The sequence below is a fragment of the Shigella sp. FC1567 genome, from assembly GCF_001743015.1.
Classification (GTDB): Bacteria; Pseudomonadota; Gammaproteobacteria; order Enterobacterales; family Enterobacteriaceae; genus Escherichia; species Escherichia coli.
In genome coordinates this window covers 1-228 of the sequence record NZ_MIIV01000470.1, presented here as the reverse complement: position 1 = coordinate 228, position 228 = coordinate 1, and the positions used below count along the sequence as shown (strand labels likewise).

Here is a 228-nt window from a genome sequence, read left to right as displayed (position 1 = left end):
GGAAATGGCATGGGAAACCCGTGGTAAGCCCGGCGGGGTGATGTTCCACAGCGATCAGGGCAGTCATTATACGAGCAGGCAGTTCCGGCAGTTATTGTGGCGATACCAGATCAGACAGAGTATGAGCCGGCGCGGAAACTGCTGGGATAACAGCCCAATGGAACGCTTCTTCAGGAGTCTGAAGAACGAATGGATGCCGGTGGTGGGTTACGTAAGCTTCAGCGAGGC

The 228-nt window shown here is 55.7% G+C and carries 1 protein-coding gene; it reads left to right on the top strand.

Annotated elements, in window-relative coordinates:
* Nucleotides 1-228: DDE-type integrase/transposase/recombinase (locus BHE85_RS20195; RefSeq protein ID WP_146628010.1), on the top strand; the 228-nt coding region annotated here is incomplete at both ends.